The organism is Leptospira tipperaryensis (assembly GCF_001729245.1).
In the GTDB taxonomy this organism is placed as follows: Bacteria; Spirochaetota; Leptospiria; order Leptospirales; family Leptospiraceae; genus Leptospira; species Leptospira tipperaryensis.
On sequence record NZ_CP015217.1, the window covers coordinates 2,631,577 to 2,648,740 of the forward strand.

Below are 17,164 nucleotides of genomic sequence, written 5' to 3' on the forward strand. Positions count from 1 at the left end.
AGATCGATCTTAGGATCGCTCTGAAAAACGGATCCCAAGTGGACGATGCAAAATAGACGGTTTGCTGGATAACAGCAACGAAAATCTAAACAAAGCGACTAACGATCCAAACTTTGCTTCGGATAAGTTTTCTCGAGAATTGGCAATATAAAAACAGTAGAATCGTTCCGTTAAACTTCGATTTGACGAAAGGTAGCAAGAATGATATTCAATACCGGTGTCTCTTCTTTCTTCCGGCCGCGTTGGTGTTCTGCGAAACGCGGATCCTAAATCGATTCTTCCGAATTTTCGAGATCCATTCTTCTCTTTTCCTTAATAATTTATAGACTCAAATTTATAGAAATGATTTTCTGAGATTCCATTCCGACCGGGAAAGGAGAGACGTATCTCTATGAAAATAGACAAAATAACCCTGCTAAAATCGACCGCCAAAGCCTCTTTCACCGGCCTTTTTAACATAGCTTTCTTTACCTTAATTGGACTTACTTTCAACTGGATTCTTCTTGCGTTTCTTTTTCCCGAGATGAAAACTCTGTCTTCCAATTTAGGCGGTGTTCCGGCCGCAAGAGCTGGAGGAATCGGAGCCGCCATCGCTCTCGTTTTTATCCTGATCGAACTTTGGCCGGTCACCTTAATCGTGTTAGGTTTTGGAATCGTATTTCCAGGACTCCATTTCCTTTTTGGAAAAAAATATGCGGTCACAAAAGCGCTCTATCAACTCCTCGGTGACAACCGCGGGATCATCAGCGAATACCTTTCGGAACGTCTGGAAGAATCCATCCGTAAAAAAGTCGAAACGGACAATGCAAAAGGGAAAAGTTTTTCTATCGCGCAACAGATTCAGAATCTTCCCTATTATCTGACAAAGTTAGACAACCTTCCCTTTCCTCTCACGGCTCTCGTTTCAAGACTTGCACAAAAACTAAAAGTCGAAACTCTTCTGAAAGAAATTTCCGCGAAAATTCCCGATCAGGAAAATCCGAATTCCGAAACCTTACAAAACGCCCTCAAAAAAACGATCGACTTCGCGATTTTGGAAACGATCTCGTCTCCGAGTTTTCAATGGTTTTATATCTTAGGCGGAATCAATTTGAGTATATTCATCATTTTGAAAGTGTTGATTTAGGTTTCGGATTCTTTCTTACGGATCGTCCATCCCGTCCAAGCGCAGATCAAAGAAATGATGGGACTGCTCAAATTCAAAAAGGCATAGGGAAGAAATACGATCACAGGAACGCCTAACGTGGCCGCCATAAACGAACCGCAGGTATTCCAAGGAACAAGCGCGGAAGTCATTGTCCCGGAATCTTCCAGCGCTCTTGAAAGATTTTTCGGATCCAACCCTCTTTCTTCATAGGCTTTTTTAAACATCTTTCCCGGAACAAGAATCGAAAGATACTGATCGGAGGAAAGTAGGTTCGCGGCAAAACTCGTAAGAATCGTTCCCGTCAAAAGAGAACGATCGGTTGTCGCGAATCTTAGGATCGCAGTCGTTATCTTCTGAATAAATCCGGCACCTTCCATCGCACCCGCAAAAAACATCGCCGAAAAAATAAGCCAGACCGTAGGAAGCATCGAGGCCATCCCTCCCCTCGAAAGAAGGGCGTTTGTGAGAGTATTTCCTGTCTCCATAGAATTTCCTTTCGAAGCCGCATTCAAAATCTGTCTATAGGCTTCTTGAAAACTCAAATCAGGATGTTGTAAAAAAATACCGGAGAGGATTCCGGAAAGAATTCCCGCCAAGATGGAAGGAATTGCGGGAATCTTAAAGTAGATCAAAACAAAGGTGAGAACGGGTGGAAAGAGCAACGCCGGATGAATCCGAAAGGAAGACTCGAGTAAACGAATGACCTCTTCGGTCTTTTGATTGGAAACGGGTCCGGAAAATTCTCCAAAACCGATCCAGGCAAATGCAACGAGCGCCACACAAAGCGCCGGAATCGTTGTATATAACATATGTTGAATATGCGTAAAAAGTGGTGTTCCCGCGATCGAAGAAGCGAGATTGGTAGTCTCCGAAAAGGGAGAAAGTTTATCTCCGAAGTAAGCTCCGGAAACGATTGCGCCCGCGGAAATTCCGGGTGGGATTCCCAAGGTGGTTCCGATTCCCATCAGAGCGACACCTACCGTACCGGCGGTGGACCAAGAACTTCCCGTGATCAAAGAAACCACGGAAGAAAGAAGACAGGCCGTGATCAAGAAGTAAGAAGGATGTAAAATTTTTAAACCCCAGACGATCATCGAAGGAACGATCCCGGACCAGATCCAAACCCCGATCAAGGAACCGATCAACAAAAGGATGAGTACCGGTTTTAAAACATTCTTCAGTGATTCTAAGATCTGATCTTCTAAGGTTTCCCATTTTACTCCGAGACGAAGTCCGAGTAAACTCGCGACCGTCCCCGATAAAATCAAAAGCATCTGAGCGGGTCCGTCCACGGTTCCGTTTCCGAATACAACGCCTGCGTATCCAAGGCCCAAGACCAAAACAAAAACCGGGATGATCGATTCAAACAAGCCGGGTTGAATGATTCTCACAAAAAATCCTCCGGTAACGGAGATCTAATTTTCATCTTCTGATTTGTATCCGGATGCAAAAAACAAACCGCATACGCGTGTAAGGCCTGTCTTTCCATTCCCAATCTTTTGACCAGATCGGGTTTTTTTCCTTCTATGAATTCTAAAAAAACTTCTTCGTCTTTGCCGTAGAGTTTATCGCCGAACAAAGGATAACCGAGGCCGTAAAGAGTCGCGCGGATTTGATGCATTCTTCCCGTAATCGGCTTACAAAGAACATACGAAGATATATTATAATGATTTGATGTTTCGATCCGATCTGATTTTATTCTGCGAAAATAGGTCAAGCTAACCTCTTCCTCTAAGGAAGTTTCCGTCTCCAGAAGCAGATTTTGTTTCGATATAAATTTCTTTTTTTCCAAGGGTAAAAACTTTCTCTTTTTGCGGATCTTAGATTTGTCGTCGAATTTTAGAATTCCATAACCCGACACAGAGGCTGGAAAACTACCCCATACTTTTGTAATATAGAATTTTTGAATATTCCCGCTGCTAAAGAGTCCGGAAAGTTTGGACGCGGTCTTTTGATTTTTTGCAAAAAGGATCACACCCGAAGTCTCTCGATCCAGACGATGAATCGTATAGAGTTCTTGAAACCTACCGGATTCTTGCAAAAGAGTGAGAAGATTTCCCTTTCTGTAGATTCCCGCCGGATGTACGGGAAGATCTCCCGGTTTATCCACGGCAACGAGCCATTCGTCCTCAAACAGAATTTTGTAATCGGTCCTTACGGGAGGTTCCGTTTTGTTTTCAATTTGATAAACGACTTGGTCTCCTTCTCGTAGGATGATACCCGGTTTTACTTTTTTGCCGGAGAGAAGAATTCTGCCGGCTGAAATTTCTTTTTGCCAAACGGTCCTTGAATGATAAGTGAATTTTCTGGATAGAAAATGATCGAGTCTGACGGAAGAATCCTCGGCACGAATCGTAATTTGCAAAGACTCAGACTCAGATTCTTCCGGTTCCAAGATTTGAGAAGGCGCGATTAAAATCGGATTCAGGACGCCTGTTCCTTGGAATCGATATAACTCTGAATCATCGATTCTTCTTTTTCATTCAGGTTGAAGAATTCGCAACCGATACGAAACATCTTATCCGTGTTGTTGATGTTTCGGATCACGGCTCGAAAGGTTCCTTTGCTTTCGGACGAAAGATTCAGATCGAAAAGAATCGTTTCACCGACGGTAAAACTTCTTGAGAAGAAGATGGACTGAGGATGAAAAAAACCGAGACCTTGCAGTGAAACGTTATCCACCGTACATTTCTCTTTGGATTCCTGAAAGAAACCGGAAGCGATGACGTCCTTGGAAACCGCGCTCGCTGAAATATTGGCCGCGTTGAAATCGTTCGTATTCAATTCATTTTCGGAAAGAATCTGAACGTAACCGAGCGGAGTATAACCTTTGTAACGAATCATGATCGATACTTCAGAGGTGATACCGGATTCTAATTTATGGACCGTAAGCAATTTTTGATATTCCGGAAACGGAAGAAACTGAAAACCTCCGCTCCCATCCCCTTTTGAATAACGATCCAAAACATAAATCGACTGATCGAAGTTATACATCAATCGCAGACGATTGTCCATTCGATCGGAAAAGAATATTGTGGAATTCGGATATTTTTCCCTGAGAAGTTTCGCGTGTTTTTTTACGATCTCGTCGATCTTTTTATCAGCAAATGCTAATGTCTTTCTAAGATTCCCCTGATTGATAATGTTTGTAAGCATCGTCTGAGATCCGGAAGACGCATCGACACGGATTCGTTCTTCCGTTCTTTGAGCGATCGTGACTTGAATCGAAGTCGCAAGCAACAACTCGACTCCGTTGGAAGGATTGTGCATTTCGACGGCAAAGTTCGCCGCAAAACGATGATTGTTATGAATCAGATATAACTTTCGATTCGGCTCCGGAGTTGTTCCGGCGGGAAGCGTCACCACGAGACGGATTGCGTCCTTAAGTCCGACAACTCTTACGGGAAGAGGACGATTCCCCACAACGATCGCAACGGGAAGTCTCGTAAAAAGAGACTGTAGAATTTTGTGAATCCCTTCCGGGTCGTTGATGAGTTTATCCATGATTCTATTGTTACTATATAAAATCCATTTTAGTATCGGATTCTATAAACTGACGATCGTAAGTTTGAATATTCAATCTGAAAAGTCGAGTTAGTAAAACGATTTTCTCATCAGGGGCCGGAATTTTCTTCGTCAATTTTTTTCCGAAAAAGGAGATCCATCCCAATTCCTTTTAAATTTTCCACTCCGGTAACATTCATGGATTGTAATAAATTTTCAGTATATTGAGAAATCAGAAAACGAATTCCAGCGACTCCACCGCCCACGGCAAAGATCGCCATCGGCCTTCCCACGAGGACCGTATCGGCTCCGAGTGCGAGCATCTTAAAGATGTCCATTCCACTTCGAACGCCTCCGTCAACCGCGATCGGAAACGATTCTCCAACCGCTTTTCGAATTCCAGAAAGAACCCTCGCGGTCCCGGGCATATCGTCGAGAACTCTTCCTCCGTGATTGGAAACAACAATACAATCAGCGCCCGCATCGATCGCGAGTTGAGCGTCTTCGGGTGTCATCACTCCCTTTACGATAAACGGAAGTTTGGTGAGAGAGCGGATCTTTGCGAGCTTGGATGCGTTTCTCGTCACCGAGGAAATGTTTTTCATGGTCATCGTTTTGAAATTGACCGCGTCCACGTCCATCCCGATCGCAAAAAGCCCGGCGTTTTCCGATTCTTGAAAACGTTCTTTTAAAAGACCTTCATCCTCTCTCGGCTTACAGATAAGAATCGCTTCCGCCTTTGTTTTACGAATCGCTTCGAGCATGATCAGATATTTATCCGGACTCGCGCCGTCGCCTAACCACGCTAAGGTGCCTGCGGATTGACAACCTTCCAGAAGAGTCGCGGCGAACGTAAACTCGTCCATAGCTCCGTTCATGTTTGTGACGGCTCCGGTCATAGGCGCCGCCATCATCGGAGTTTTTAATTTTTTGCCTAAGAATGTCGTATCAACGTTCGCATTTGTATGTTCCCGAATATAACGGGGAAGAATGGAATATTCCTGAAGCGCGGCGACGTTGTCTTGGAACGTAAGCATTCTTCCCAAACCGCCCATACCGGGAACTCCCGAAGCGCAATCGGTTCCGTCGCAGACCTTACAGACCCAACAGACTTCTTTTCCAAAACGAATTCTTGCGTTTTGTTGGATTTCTTTTTCGGAGATAGAATAGAGTTCGTCGCAGGTAAAACGAATCGTGTTTTTGACTTTTTCAAAAATCGATTCCGCGTTTTGTAGAGTGTCCGCGCTGATGATGACGTGTCCCGTCTTTTCGATGTTATTCGTTGGTTCTTGGATGATGTCTCCGATCTTATTCATAAAGAAGAGATCGTTGACTCCTTCGATTTTGCGCGCGTCTTCGAGTCCGTCAATGGCGAGTAACTTTCCTCTCGGAGCCAAAAGACAACGTTCGATGGAAACTCTCTCGACCGTAGGCGTGAGATTGTCCGGCTCTTCTCCGAGCGCAATGAGAATGGCCGCACGATTTAAGTTGATCCCCGAAGAAAGAGGAAACGTAAACGCGGACATAAAACCGCCCGAAAGTCTTGCTGCGATTTCTCCGACCTTGACACCGTCCGGAGTCACCTTGATGTCTCCTTTGCCGGCGCCTAAGTTGATCCCAAGAGCCTTCATACTTCGAAACATCACGTCTTCCACTTCTTTCAAAACGGAAGGACTCAAAGCGGAAGGCATGTTGTGTCCCATCTCGATAAAAAAAGGTTCCCTTTCGATGATTCGATCGGCGATTCCCGTAATCACGAAATTTCCGTTCCATGTTAAGGCGTCTACGGAGACTTCCGGGCCGGGCATATATTCTTCGAGAATCATTTCCCCTGTGGGAGAATATTTTTTTGCGTGTTTGAAGGCGGCTTGTAATTCTTCTCTGTTCTCGACTTTGATCACTCCCCTGGCGCCCATATTGTCAGCGGGTTTCATCACAAGAGGAAATTTCAAAAATTCTAATGCTTCTCTCGTATCGGCGAGGCTCCAGACGGGAGCGAAACCGGGAAGTGGAATGCCCGCTTTTTTCAAACGCTCACGCATCTTGACCTTGTTGGAAGCGGCTTCCGCGTCCACATAACGAATGCCGGGAAGATCAAGTGCGTTTGCGACGGCCGCCACCGTCATACTCGCGTCGGTTCCTGCGGTGATGACTCCGTCGATCTTGATCTTGGTCGCGAGTTTTTTGGATTCTCGCACCATACCTTCGATGTCCTTCGTGCTCATCACCATCGGAATATCGCAGATCTTCATTCCCGGAGCGTCTCCGTTCATGTCGGCGACTACGGTCGTGAGTTTCATCATTCTCGCGGTTTGGATGATAGGAACCTGAAGAAGTCCCCCACCCACGATCATTATGGTTTTCCCGGTGATTTTGTGATTCACTGACAAAAAAGAAAGTCCTAGTTAGTTCTGAAGAGCCACGGCCGGGATCGTTTCTCGGATTTGCATTTCGATACTTCCCTTCCTGATGATCCCGCCTAACAAAAGATAGTCGGAATCGACCGGATAGAATACCGCGGATTGTCCGGGGGTAACACCTCTTACGTCTTCGAGAGGTTCGACTACAAGATCGTCCTTTCGTTTTGTGATCGTACAACGGATCGGCGAATGTCTATAACGGACTTGCACGCGGCATTCCAAGGATTCCCCTTCCGAAAGAGGAGCCAAACCTTGGTAGTTATAATCGATTACGGAGAAGGAGCCCGTGTAGGTTTCATTCTCTTCTCCTAATATTACGGATCCATCATCTTCGATCGCGATGACATACAACGGATTTTTCCATGCGATCCCGAGTCCCTTTCGCTGACCGATCGTAAAGTTCTCTCTTCCCTTGTGTTTGCCGATGATCCTTCCGTCTCTGAGTTTGAAAAAACCGGGAGTAAATTCCACTTTTTTCTTTTCTAAGAATTTTCTATAATCGTTCTCGGGGATAAAACAGATTTCTTGCGACTCCGCTTTCTCAGCGACGGGAAGTCCCATTCTTCTTGCGATTTCTCTGACTTCGGGTTTTGTCATTTCACCCAAAGGAAAGATTACGTTTTTGAGATTCTCCTGAGAGAGTCCGTATAAATAATAAGCCTGATTTTTACCCATGTCGAGACCGTTTGCGATCGCGTAACGATCTCCGTTCTGTGCGATCCGAGCGTAGTGGCCCGTCGCGATCTTGTCGATTCCAAGGGCCTTTGCTTTTTCAAAGAGCGCGCCGAACTTGACGAAGGTATTACATTCCACACAAGGGTTCGGAGTTTTTCCGTGTTGATAGTCGTCTATAAAACGATCGATGACTTTCTCTTGAAAGACCTTTTCCATCTTCACGACGTAGAATGGAATTTTGAGCGAAAGACCTACGTCTCTCGCGTCCCGGATGTCTTCGGGAGAACAACAGGATTTTTTAGTGGTGTCGCAAGCAGGCGCCTCGTATTCCCAGGTTCGGAGGTTGACCCCTATGACTTCGTAGCCTTCTTCCATAAGAAGTCCCGCGGTTACGGCGCTGTCCACTCCGCCGCTCATGGCTACTATGATTTTACCCTTGCTCATCTTACTTCCCGCCGTCTTTCCCTACTATACCTATAAGACTCCGTTTCATGTCCAAGAGAATTCTATGCTCGTTCAACCAGTTTACGCCGAGAATTCCCTGAATCCGAACTCCGGTCGAAACCCCGGCGAAATCGACCGGAAGCCCCGAAGGTAGAATTTCGAGATCGTTTACACAATTGGACGTCATGAGAATACAAAGTTTACGAACAAAACGCGTTCTCACGTTCAAAACCTTTCCTTGGAAGTTAAGAATCTGAACGGGACGACTCGAGGAAGTCTCTTCCACAAAACCGGGGATCACATTTGGCAATTCCAAAAGACTTAAGTCCGCGCCCGTGTCCATGAGAAGAAGCGCTTTGTCTTGGGTTCCATATTCGATTTCTAAAACCGGATGTCCGGAAAAAAATCGGAGCGGTTCCGTATTCTGAGCCAAACCCGGAAAGGGAGAAAGCATGGCCTCGGTAAATTCTCCACCTGCGCTTTCTAAAAAACGGATCTGAGTCGGATATTCTAAGATTAGAATTTTCTCATAGAGTGCGTCCATGCCGATGATTCCGTCGAGTTCGAGATTCCCGGAAAAGGTATGAGAATGTACGATGAGATCTTTGAAGATGGAATGAGATTTGGAAAAAAGCTGAATCGTTCTCACTTTTCGGTAAGAATCGTCTTTTCCTCCGGGATACGTGACCGCGATCCTTCGTTTGGAATCCTGTTCTGTGAAAAATTTTTCATCCAAAAAGGAGAATCGAGAACCGGTATCCACTAAGAAGCGAAGGGGTTTTTCCTCGGGACTCAAGGAAAGCTGTATAAAACGAAAACCGTGTTTTTCAAAAAAGGGAAGAATGATTTCAACTCCCCCGGAAACTACAGTGACCTGTGTTTTCGAGGGAAGAAGGGAGCAGGATAGAAATGCAAAAAGAAAAAGTGTAAGGAAAAACCTCAGATCAATTTTTTGATACATTTCTGATTGGAACATCGTGTGTAGTCTATCACGCAGTCCCTGTATTGAATGCCTGTCACCGGGTCCGCTGGTTTGTATTCTATAAAACACGAATACGGAGAAAAATCAAATTTTTCTTTCCCGAGCGCTCGGTCTTGGATCCGTTTTGTGAGTTCTCTTTCTTCGATTTGAGTCAGAGGAACTTGGTACAGCAGGAGATTCTTTTCCATGCTGTACTGATCGGCAAATTCCGAAAAAAGAAAAAGGTTTTCTTAAGTTTCTTTATAACAAATGGTCTGATTTTTTCCGGAATGTTTCGCCATATAAAGGGCCTTATCCGCTCTTTCAATCAGATCTCGGTTATTTTTATCTTTCGGCCAAAACTCGGAAACTCCCACGGAAAGAGTGACTTTGAGATCGGGACCACCGTTCGGATTCTTCACGCTACTGGCTTCCACCGCTGCGCGAATTTTTTCTCCCATCTCGTATCCTCTTTCCAGATCCGCTCCCGGCATCACGAGGCAAAATTCTTCCCCGCCGTAACGAGCCGGTGTATCGTGTTTGCCCGCGTTTCGAATCAATTGTCTCGCGACTTCGATCAGAACCTGATCCCCGGCTTGGTGCCCGTGCGTATCATTGAACTTCTTAAAGTTGTCCACGTCCGTAAAAAGAAGAGTCAGATGAGACTTCTTCTTTCGACAACGATCCATCTCTTCTTTGAGTTTTGTCTGGAAGTAGTGATGCACTTTGAGACCGGTCATCATGTCCACGGTCGCGAGTTCGTACAGACGAGAGTTCTCGACGGCGATTCCCGCAAGTGTGGAAAGAGTCGTTAAAAAATCTCGGTCCTCTTCTTGAACCTCGTTCATGGTCATCTTTTCTCCGAGCACGAGAAGACCGTTCACCTTTCCCTTTGCGTTCAAAGGTATGATGAGGTCGGCTCCGATTCCCCGGAGAAAATCGATTTCGGTTACGGATCGGCCCATGCTCTCTTCAATCTGATTTACAGTCATCGCTTTCATTCTGGTTTCTAAAAACTGAATGAGGGCAGCGTCCGTTTTTATACGGAATGATTTTTCATTTTCAGAAAGATCAAAACCTTTGTAACTCGGATCCAATTCAAAAAAATCGGAATCCGCTTCCGGGCTGACATAAATGGCGGCCTGTAAGGTTTGTAACTGCGCGAGACAAATATTAAGAATTGCATCCATTAGATATTTATAATCTAAAGTGGAATTGAGAGCTTTGCTGATTTCTAATAATTGCTTTTGATCATAGATTTTCTTTTCCAGATACTCTATCATCAAGGGATCATTTTCTTTACTGATCAAACGGTTGGTTCTCCGGTGTCTATAGATACGAAAGGAGCCTTTTCCAATTTATTGCCGAAGTTTTGAACGGCTTTCTTTTTCATTCGAAATGAATCTCTTATACCAAAGGATATAAGATCTAATTTTTCTTTAAAAATCAATTCTTTTTGTCGATTTATTCTTGCTTTCGAGGGTTCAGCACAAATACTGACCTACATACACCGCGCGGTGGAGCAGCTGGTAGCTCGTTGGGCTCATAACCCAAAGGTCATAGGTTCGAATCCTGTCCGCGCTAGTGTTTTAATCCTTCCCTCTTTCTTTTCAAGATAAATTTTTCCATTCCTGCCTTGTTTTCCAATATAACTGCATATTGAGCGAAGTTTGCGTCCTTTTTCTAAAAACGAACGTGAATGTTTACTCGCACTTCAACGTTAGTCTCTTCTTGTTATACGAATTAATCAGAAAGAACTATGATTCTTATTTCCTCAAGAAGGTTTCAAGAGGAAGTCTTGAGTTTAAATTGAATTCCAATTTCGCATTAATTTCCGAGTTCTTGGGAACGTCTGGCCGCGGCTTGGACCGCCTCGAGAACGGCGTGTGTAAATCCGTGTTTTTCAAGCTCCGCAAGTCCGGCGATCGTGGTTCCTCCCGGAGAAGTCACTTTATTCTTCCAAACCTCGGGATGGGTTTGTGGATCTTTTTTTCTTTCTTTTCTAAGAAGTTCGGCGGAACCGATGACGGTTTGTATGCTCAAATCGAGAGCTTCTTGATAACCGAGACCGGAAAGAACCCCTCCTTCTGCGAGCGCTTGGATGAATTTAAAAACATAAGCGGGTCCCGATCCGGAAAGTCCGGTCACAGCGTCCATCAAAGACTCGGAACTTAAGGGGAGTGAATGGCCGAGAGATTGGAAAATTTCCTCTACGGTTTCGTAGAGTTCGTCGTCTCCGTAGTAACCGATTGCGGATTCTCCAACAAGAAGCGGAAGGTTCGGCATGATTCGAACAACCTTGGATCCGGAAGGAAGAGAGTTTCGAATCGTTTGTGTACTGATTCCCGCCGCGACGGAGAGGATCATTTTTTGAGAAGTGATTCGTTTTAAGAGTTCGACTACCTTTCCCGGTTTTACACATACGATGATCAGATCCGCTTGCGAAGAAAATTCTTCCCAGGAAGAAACGAGTTCTATCTTTTTATTCGAGGTCATGTAGGGATCGTATCCAAGAACCTGTGTCGGATAACGTTTCTTCAGAGAGAGATAGATCGCTCCTCCCATATTTCCACAACCTGCGATTCCAATCGTATGTTTCATGATTAATTCCTTTCTCCAAAGATGGCGCTTCCGATCCTTACAAAGTCGCTTCCCTCTTCGATCGCGATTTTATAATCTCCGGACATTCCCATCGATAATTTTCCTTCGGGGTAATATTCTTTTCGGATGTTTGCGAGTTCTCGAAAAACTTCTCTCGTTTTGTTGGGTTCTCCGTCCGAAGGCCCCATCACCATCATCCCTTCGAGTTTACAAAACTCGTTGGAAAGAGTTTCCTTTTTGGAAAGAATTTCGAGCAGTTCTTTTTTGTCGAATCCGTGTTTGCTTTCTTCTTCCGTGAGATTGGCCTGTAGAAAGTAGCGTATTTTTTTTTGTTCTTTTTGCGCTCGATTCAAAAGTTCTTCCACGGTTCCGATACTACCGACTCCGTGCGCATACGAATAACCTAAGAATAATTTACGAAGGGTTCCGCTCTGAACCGGCCCTATATGATGCAGAACCAATGGAGAATTTTTTTCTTTCAACCATTCTTCAAACTTTTCCAATCCTTCCTGGATTCGATTTTCACCGAAGTGAAGAACTCCTCCGTTTACCGCTTCTCGAACGGCTTCCAGGGTTTGAAACTTGGAAACCGCGATGAGCGTGGGAGGTTTCTCCGGTCTTAACCTTGTGAGTTCTTCTTGGATTTGAAAATAACGTTCTCGGATCCCCATATCATTCTTTGGATTTTAAGTTCTTCATTTCTCTTTCGAGTTTTTCCACTCGTTTTTCCAGACTTCGTTTGGAAGAAGCCTTTTTGGTTTTACCCTTTTTTTTGGAAGAAGAGATTCCCAATTTTTTTTCCAATCGATTGACTCTTGTTTCCAAGGAACGAATTCGTTTTCCGGTTTTGAGAGAAGAATGTTTTTTTGGATGCCTTTTCTTTTTTACGGAATGTTTTCTTTCCGCTTTGTCTTCCCAATCCGTTTTGTCTTCTTTCATTCTTTCTTTTTTGGATTTGGGTTCTTCGTCTTTATAAGAGCTCGTGTCGTCCTTGGGAGGATTCCATTTTTCTTCCGGGTATTTTTCTTTTTCCGGTTTTGAGGGAGAAGTTGTCTTCTTTTCCTCGGGCCATTCTTCTTTGAGACTTTTGGTTTCCTTGGATGGAGATTTCTCTTTTTCCATTCCTGAAGATTCTTCTGGAGCTTTGGAATTTTTTTCTTCGGTCGGAAGCGTATTTAAGTCGTTTGGCGAAAGCGGAGGTTCGGTATTCATCTCGGGACTTAGGATGACCCGATCCGTTTTAGAATTGTTTGAGACTTCTTCGCCTTCTTTCTTTTTTAAGAATTTGGAGATGTCTTCCCGAAAGAGATAACTGTAGAGGATCAAGGATCCTAAGAGTAAAACTAAAATTCCGGAAAGTAAGATTTTCAACTGGTCTCGTCTCATGGGCATACCTTTTTAGAATATCGGTTTTTTCCTTCGAAAAAGGGAAGGGAAAACGGGATAAGTATCTCTTTTTAAGTCTCAATTTCACCGAATAGAAACCTGTGAACCGCCGTTTTTTTCGTCTCTCCCTATTCTCCATTCTGGCTCTGAGCCTCTTCGGAAGTCTTACGGATCTTCCTTCGGCTCCCGTCAAAAGAGACGAAGACGAAATCAGCCGGGTTCTGATCTTGGAAAAGATACTCTCCGATTGGAAGCAATACAATCTTTTTCTTGTGGATTCCTTCGATGGAGAAAGGCCCTGGGAAATCTATCGAGGTGTTTCTTTTTTAAACGAGATCCGTTTCAATTCTCAGATCCCTTCCAATTCCGCTTTTTTGAAAGAAAGAGAATGTTATCCAACGCTCGCTCCGGCAAACGACTATCGATCGATGATGGTACAGACCTTTTTTGAAAATCCAAAACACGCGCATCTGGAGATTCGTCCAAAGGAAAAGATTCGTCTTCCAATCGGCGCTCCTACTCGGATCTTTTTTTGGATGTATGCTTCTTCCCAAAATGCAAAGATTGAATTGGTCCTCCATCAATATCGCTCCAAAGAAATCGTGATCGAACTTTCGGATTTGAGTTTTGACGGTTGGAAAAGGATCGAGAAGAAGTTGGAGATTCCGGCGAGAAACACAAGACTCAATCGAAGTCTGCGTTATCCGTTCGAAATTGCGGCGATCCGATTGATCCCCGGACCTTTTCAAAAAAAGGGAGAATTTGTTTTCTACATCGATCGGATGGGACTTCTCATCGATACGAGGGACGAAGCGTATCCGGGAGCCGAGATCAAAGATAATTGGGGTACTGGTTTTTAAAAAATTCCTCGAGCTCCGATGGAGTTTTCGGACTAAATCGAAACGTGTCCCAACCCATATAACCCGCGGCTTCCACGTTAGTCGCGTTATCATCGATCAAAACGTAACGCATTCCCGGATAATCTGTTTGGATCCACTGAAAGTATTCTTCCGCGGGTTTTCGGGTTCCGAGTTCGCAGGAAAAATAGAGTTGATCGAATTGGGAAAAAACTTCCTGCATTTCGGGAAATTTTTGAAGTTCCTTATACCAGATGGAATAGTTACTCGCGAGAACGAGTTTGTTTCCGTTCGCCTTCAGTAGTTTTACGATGCTCACACTTTCCGAAATCAACCGAACTTTGTGGAACATCAATTCTTTGATCTTGCGAGGGTCCGGGAGATCGGTTTCCCTATATTCGGGAAGATAGAATCTTTCGAAAAATTCTTCTTCTTCGATATGCCCTTTTTCAAATTCGATAAAGGCGTTTCTTTCTCTTCCCTGAATGAATTTTTCTCTCGATTCGCTGGGAAGTATTTTATAAAGTGCAGAATGAAAGGGATCCTTGATCAAGGTATCCATCAGATCAAAAGCAAATAGAACTCCGCTCATAAACCAATGATTTTTCTCTATCAAATCCTGACGATCTTTCTTCGTATCTTTATCGTTCCTCTTTTTCTGTTATTTCCTGCCGGAAGAATTTTCCTAAAAAAGAGAAAGGAAGATCGAAAAAGAATTCTTTCCAAACCCTTTGAGTCTCAAGGAAAAAAAGTGATTTGGCTCCACGCGGCTTCGGTTGGAGAACTGGATCAGTGCAGAGCCTTGGCTCTTGAATTTCGGAAAAAAGATCCTTCCGCATTTTTGATTCAATCCGTTTTTTCAGAGAGCGTAAGAGATTCTCAGTTGGAAGCCTTTCCCGCAGACGAAACCTTTCGTCTTCCGATCGATACTCCCTTTGGATACAACTGGATCTTACGACACTTTCATCCCAAGGTTCTTGTTCTTATGGCCTGGGACACTTGGCCGAATCTGATTTTATCCGCGAATCGATCGGGAACCAAGGTCGTTTTAGGTTCGGCCGTAATAGGAAGCCGTAAAAAAGGAATTTTAGGAATGTTGACAAAATCCGTTTTTCAGCGTTTAAGCGGAATCTATCCTTCTCACGAAAGTTTTTACGATTCGTTTCGTTCCCTTGTGCCGGAAAGAATTCCCGTAAAAGTTTTAGGCGATACAAGGTTCGATACGGTTCTAAAAAAAATAGAGGACAACAAAAAGGAATTTTCAAGACCTAAAAATTATCCATATTCGAAAATCATACTATTTGCATCCACTTACGAACCCTGCGAAGAACTTCTTGTTTCCTTTTACAAACTCGCGAGAGAAAAACAACCGAATTTGTTAAACGAATTTGCCTTCTGGATATTCCCCCACAAAACCTCCCCCGAGAGAATCACTTCCATAGAACACAGATTGCAGGACGCAAAGATGGAGTACCAGACCTGGACTTCCACTCCTTACGAGAAGATGAGCGCTCAAACGATCGTCTTTGACGTTTTGGGAATTCTGGCGTTTGCGTATCAAGCAGTGGACTTTGCCTATGTCGGCGGGGCGCTTCACAACCGTGTCCACAATGTTTTGGAACCGGCGACCTTCGGCCTTCCTCTGATGACAGGTCCTAAAATTTCCAATTCTCCGGAGGCGACGATCTTAAACAAAACCGGAGGTTTGTTTGTTGTCTCCAAACCGGAGGATATATTAAGAATTTTGAATTTTCCTCAGGAAAAAATCGCTAAGATCCGAAAACAGAACTCGGAGTTTGTTCAACAAGGTCGAGGCGCGGCGGAAAGATTGTACGAAGAGATCCAAAAGTTATAATAGAATCTCATTTTGTCGTAGTTCCTACATTTTCCGTAATTCAAAAGATGGCCCCCGCCCGATTTTGGGTGGAGGTGGCGGGCCTTGTGGGAAATTTCGGGCAAATTTTCCTATATCAGAAAATCAAACTTTTTGCAAGGAAAATTGTTTCGGCGGATTTGTAGGAACTCCTACATTTCTATGGAACGGAAATGCGTTGCTCCTCGGGCCAATCATCAGATCAAGGACGCCCGCATGGGTGTCAGATTACTTCCATTCTCTTTTTCAAAATTCTCAAGATCGTATTCTGAATGTCTCGCATCAAAAAATCCCCCCAGAAGGATGCGTAAAAATTAAAATGAGTCGAAAGACGATACTTGCTTCGGAGGTGTAAGATTATTTTTTGTTTTTCGTTCAGGCCGGCGCCGTTTGGATATTCCAATTCGTATTCTCCTTGGAGAGCGTCGAAATAAGCTCCGCCGGGAACGACATGAGCGTCTAACGTAGTGAGTGGTGTAAGATTTGGATCGGCCTTGATCTCGAATTTTAATCGCGATTGGGGTTTCCATTCTGTGATCGTTTCGTAAAAGAAAAGTCCCTTTTCGAATTTGGCTTCTCGGATTCCACCGACACCTTCGTGAGAAAGTGTGGCCTCGATCGGTCTTGGAAACCCCATCTTGTAGAAAAAACCTTCCTCCGTTTTTTCAAGTTCGGAAATTCGAATGATATTCTTCCAGACGGTTTCCGGTTTTGCTTTCACTTCGATACTCGTTTCTACCATACGAATCTCATTCGGTAACTCCCAATGAGATTCTAAATATCCCGAGATAAGAGGAAGTGAAAGAATGCCTAACGCGCCCAGAAAATTCATCCGATTTTCCGGAAAGACGTAATACCAGATTCCGACCGCGATCCCTCCCACGCTCGACAATACGAGATAGATCGGAAGCCCCATGATCAGGCAGATCATTCCTTCCCAGTTTACGATAAACGAAAGAAGCATCGAAATCGTCGTAGGCAACCAAGGAAAGAATATGGAACGTGGTCTTTCCTTTTCGGCCCAATAGACGCTGATCACTCCGATCAAAAACGGTAATATAAAAACTCCTCCGTAGGCCATCGTGATTCCTAAATTTTTTAAGGATTCAATTCTGATAATATACTGAACAGCGGTTGCGTAAAAGACTGAGAAGAGTGCGGGAATCAGAAAGGACCTAAGTTTCATAGGGTTTAGAAAGAACTTCTTTCCCAGATTTGCAAGTGAGAAAGTGGAGCGCGGATCGAACTGGAGATGGGAATTCCAACACGATTCCGCCAGATTCTAATCTGGATCCG

The 17,164-nt window shown here is 44.2% G+C and carries 16 protein-coding genes and 1 tRNA gene; 4 read left to right on the forward strand and 13 right to left on the reverse strand.

Annotated elements, in window-relative coordinates:
• Positions 1-391 precede the first annotated feature (391 nt).
• On the forward strand, positions 392-1,126 hold the full coding sequence (locus tag A0128_RS22265; RefSeq protein ID WP_069607809.1) for a hypothetical protein: 735 nt from the start codon (positions 392-394) through the stop codon (positions 1,124-1,126).
• Here the strand turns inward: A0128_RS22265 and nhaC are convergent.
• The 8 genes from nhaC to A0128_RS12445 form a co-directional block, all read right to left on the reverse strand.
• Positions 1,123-2,538, reverse strand: a complete 1,416-nt coding sequence (nhaC, locus tag A0128_RS12410; RefSeq protein WP_245667151.1) for a Na+/H+ antiporter NhaC — start codon at positions 2,536-2,538, stop codon at positions 1,123-1,125. The two genes, A0128_RS22265 and nhaC, sit on opposite strands and share 4 nt — an antisense overlap.
• Complete coding sequence (locus A0128_RS12415; protein WP_069607810.1) at positions 2,535-3,566, reverse strand: pseudouridine synthase; 1,032 nt, start codon at positions 3,564-3,566, stop codon at positions 2,535-2,537. Before A0128_RS12415 ends, nhaC begins: the two co-directional genes overlap by 4 nt.
• Positions 3,567-3,571: 5 nt before the next feature.
• Entirely contained in the window at positions 3,572-4,651 is a 1,080-nt protein-coding gene (locus A0128_RS12420) for a PilZ domain-containing protein (protein WP_069607811.1), read from the reverse strand.
• A 110-nt stretch (positions 4,652-4,761) separates the two neighbouring features.
• Complete coding sequence (locus tag A0128_RS12425) at positions 4,762-7,041, reverse strand: alpha-hydroxy-acid oxidizing protein (protein WP_069607812.1); 2,280 nt, start codon at positions 7,039-7,041, stop codon at positions 4,762-4,764.
• A 15-nt stretch (positions 7,042-7,056) separates the two neighbouring features.
• The gene (gene mnmA / locus A0128_RS12430) at positions 7,057-8,190 is read right to left on the reverse strand and encodes a tRNA 2-thiouridine(34) synthase MnmA (protein ID WP_069607813.1); all 1,134 of its coding nucleotides are present in this window, start codon (positions 8,188-8,190) and stop codon (positions 7,057-7,059) included.
• A 1-nt stretch (position 8,191) separates the two neighbouring features.
• On the reverse strand, positions 8,192-9,151 hold the full coding sequence (locus A0128_RS12435) for a pepsin/retropepsin-like aspartic protease family protein (RefSeq protein ID WP_069607814.1): 960 nt from the start codon (positions 9,149-9,151) through the stop codon (positions 8,192-8,194).
• Positions 9,130-9,360, reverse strand: a complete 231-nt coding sequence (locus A0128_RS12440) for a hypothetical protein (protein WP_069607815.1) — start codon at positions 9,358-9,360, stop codon at positions 9,130-9,132. The genes A0128_RS12435 and A0128_RS12440 overlap by 22 nt, the downstream gene beginning before the upstream one ends.
• Positions 9,361-9,402: 42 nt before the next feature.
• Positions 9,403-10,461 (reverse strand): sensor domain-containing diguanylate cyclase, encoded by a 1,059-nt coding sequence (locus A0128_RS12445; RefSeq protein ID WP_069607816.1) that lies wholly within the window; start codon positions 10,459-10,461, stop codon positions 9,403-9,405.
• 201 nt (positions 10,462-10,662) lie between these two features.
• Between A0128_RS12445 and A0128_RS12450 the strand changes: the two genes are divergently transcribed.
• Positions 10,663-10,735 (forward strand) — tRNA-Met (locus A0128_RS12450).
• 243 nt (positions 10,736-10,978) lie between these two features.
• Here the strand turns inward: A0128_RS12450 and proC are convergent.
• The 3 genes from proC to A0128_RS12465 are packed head-to-tail and all read right to left on the reverse strand — an operon-like array spanning position 10,979 to position 13,138.
• Positions 10,979-11,752: a pyrroline-5-carboxylate reductase gene (gene proC, locus A0128_RS12455; protein WP_069607817.1), complete on the reverse strand. Its 774-nt coding sequence runs from the start codon at positions 11,750-11,752 to the stop codon at positions 10,979-10,981.
• Between the two features lie 2 nt (positions 11,753-11,754).
• Positions 11,755-12,423, reverse strand: coding sequence for a YggS family pyridoxal phosphate-dependent enzyme (locus A0128_RS12460; protein WP_069607818.1), 669 nt, complete (start codon positions 12,421-12,423; stop codon positions 11,755-11,757).
• A gap of 1 nt (position 12,424) precedes the next feature.
• Entirely contained in the window at positions 12,425-13,138 is a 714-nt protein-coding gene (locus A0128_RS12465; RefSeq protein ID WP_069607819.1) for a hypothetical protein, read from the reverse strand.
• Positions 13,139-13,275: 137 nt separating this feature from the next.
• Here A0128_RS12465 and A0128_RS12470 point away from each other — a divergent pair, with 137 nt between their 5' ends.
• Positions 13,276-13,998 carry a flagellar assembly protein FlaA gene (locus A0128_RS12470; protein WP_069609276.1) on the forward strand — a complete coding sequence of 241 codons (723 nt, stop codon included), beginning with the start codon at positions 13,276-13,278 and terminating at the stop codon, positions 13,996-13,998.
• On the opposite strand, the gene A0128_RS12475 is transcribed toward A0128_RS12470, so the two are convergent.
• A complete protein-coding gene (locus tag A0128_RS12475; RefSeq protein ID WP_069609275.1) occupies positions 13,970-14,587 on the reverse strand; it encodes an HAD family hydrolase in 618 nt (205 codons plus the stop codon). The two genes, A0128_RS12470 and A0128_RS12475, sit on opposite strands and share 29 nt — an antisense overlap.
• Before the next feature lie 6 nt (positions 14,588-14,593).
• Here A0128_RS12475 and A0128_RS12480 point away from each other — a divergent pair, with 6 nt between their 5' ends.
• Complete coding sequence (locus tag A0128_RS12480) at positions 14,594-15,850, forward strand: 3-deoxy-D-manno-octulosonic acid transferase (protein WP_069607820.1); 1,257 nt, start codon at positions 14,594-14,596, stop codon at positions 15,848-15,850.
• Positions 15,851-16,091: 241 nt separating this feature from the next.
• Here A0128_RS12480 and A0128_RS12485 read toward each other — a convergent pair whose 3' ends face one another.
• The gene (locus A0128_RS12485; RefSeq protein ID WP_156781832.1) at positions 16,092-17,054 is read right to left on the reverse strand and encodes an SRPBCC family protein; all 963 of its coding nucleotides are present in this window, start codon (positions 17,052-17,054) and stop codon (positions 16,092-16,094) included.
• Positions 17,055-17,164 lie beyond the last annotated feature (110 nt).

Bases quoted from the DNA above. Each gene is read 5' to 3' on its own strand.
- A0128_RS22265 (WP_069607809.1), top strand. From the start codon at position 392: ATGAAAATAGACAAAATAACCCTGCTAAAATCGACCGCCAAAGCCTCT.
- A0128_RS12420 (WP_069607811.1), bottom strand. From the start codon at position 4,651: ATGGATAAACTCATCAACGACCCGGAAGGGATTCACAAAATTCTACAG.
- mnmA (WP_069607813.1), bottom strand. From the start codon at position 8,190: ATGAGCAAGGGTAAAATCATAGTAGCCATGAGCGGCGGAGTGGACAGC.
- A0128_RS12435 (WP_069607814.1), bottom strand. From the start codon at position 9,151: ATGTATCAAAAAATTGATCTGAGGTTTTTCCTTACACTTTTTCTTTTT.
- A0128_RS12440 (WP_069607815.1), bottom strand. From the start codon at position 9,360: ATGGAAAAGAATCTCCTGCTGTACCAAGTTCCTCTGACTCAAATCGAA.
- proC (WP_069607817.1), bottom strand. From the start codon at position 11,752: ATGAAACATACGATTGGAATCGCAGGTTGTGGAAATATGGGAGGAGCG.
- A0128_RS12460 (WP_069607818.1), bottom strand. From the start codon at position 12,423: ATGGGGATCCGAGAACGTTATTTTCAAATCCAAGAAGAACTCACAAGG.
- A0128_RS12465 (WP_069607819.1), bottom strand. From the start codon at position 13,138: ATGAGACGAGACCAGTTGAAAATCTTACTTTCCGGAATTTTAGTTTTA.
- A0128_RS12475 (WP_069609275.1), bottom strand. From the start codon at position 14,587: ATGAGCGGAGTTCTATTTGCTTTTGATCTGATGGATACCTTGATCAAG.
- A0128_RS12480 (WP_069607820.1), top strand. From the start codon at position 14,594: ATGATTTTTCTCTATCAAATCCTGACGATCTTTCTTCGTATCTTTATC.
- A0128_RS12485 (WP_156781832.1), bottom strand. From the start codon at position 17,054: ATGAAACTTAGGTCCTTTCTGATTCCCGCACTCTTCTCAGTCTTTTAC.